The 233-nt window shown below is 46.8% G+C and carries 1 pseudogene; it reads right to left on the bottom strand.

Annotated elements, in window-relative coordinates:
- Positions 1 to 233 (bottom strand): annotated as a pseudogene (locus AB4486_RS27675) (malate synthase G); the annotation flags it as partial.

Raw genomic sequence — 233 nt, 5'->3', positions numbered from 1 at the left:
TCAGGCACTTCATTACCTTCAGCATCAATAATTGCAGGGTTAGTCATTAGGTGGCCCACATTGCGTATGAACAACATGCTGCGACCTTTAAGCGAGATTTCCCCCCCCGTCACACTGGTGTATTGACGATCTGGGTTCAGGTTACGAACAATGGTCTTGCCATTTTTCTCTAGCGATTCTTGCAGATCACCCTTCATTAAGCCTAACCAGTTGCGGTAAGCCAATGCTTTGTC

The sequence above is a fragment of the Vibrio sp. 10N.222.55.C6 genome (assembly GCF_041473395.1).
Lineage (GTDB): Bacteria > Pseudomonadota > Gammaproteobacteria > Enterobacterales > Vibrionaceae > Vibrio > Vibrio crassostreae_C.
The sequence above is the reverse complement of the archived record's forward strand: the minus strand, read 5'-3'. Positions and strand labels throughout refer to the sequence as shown.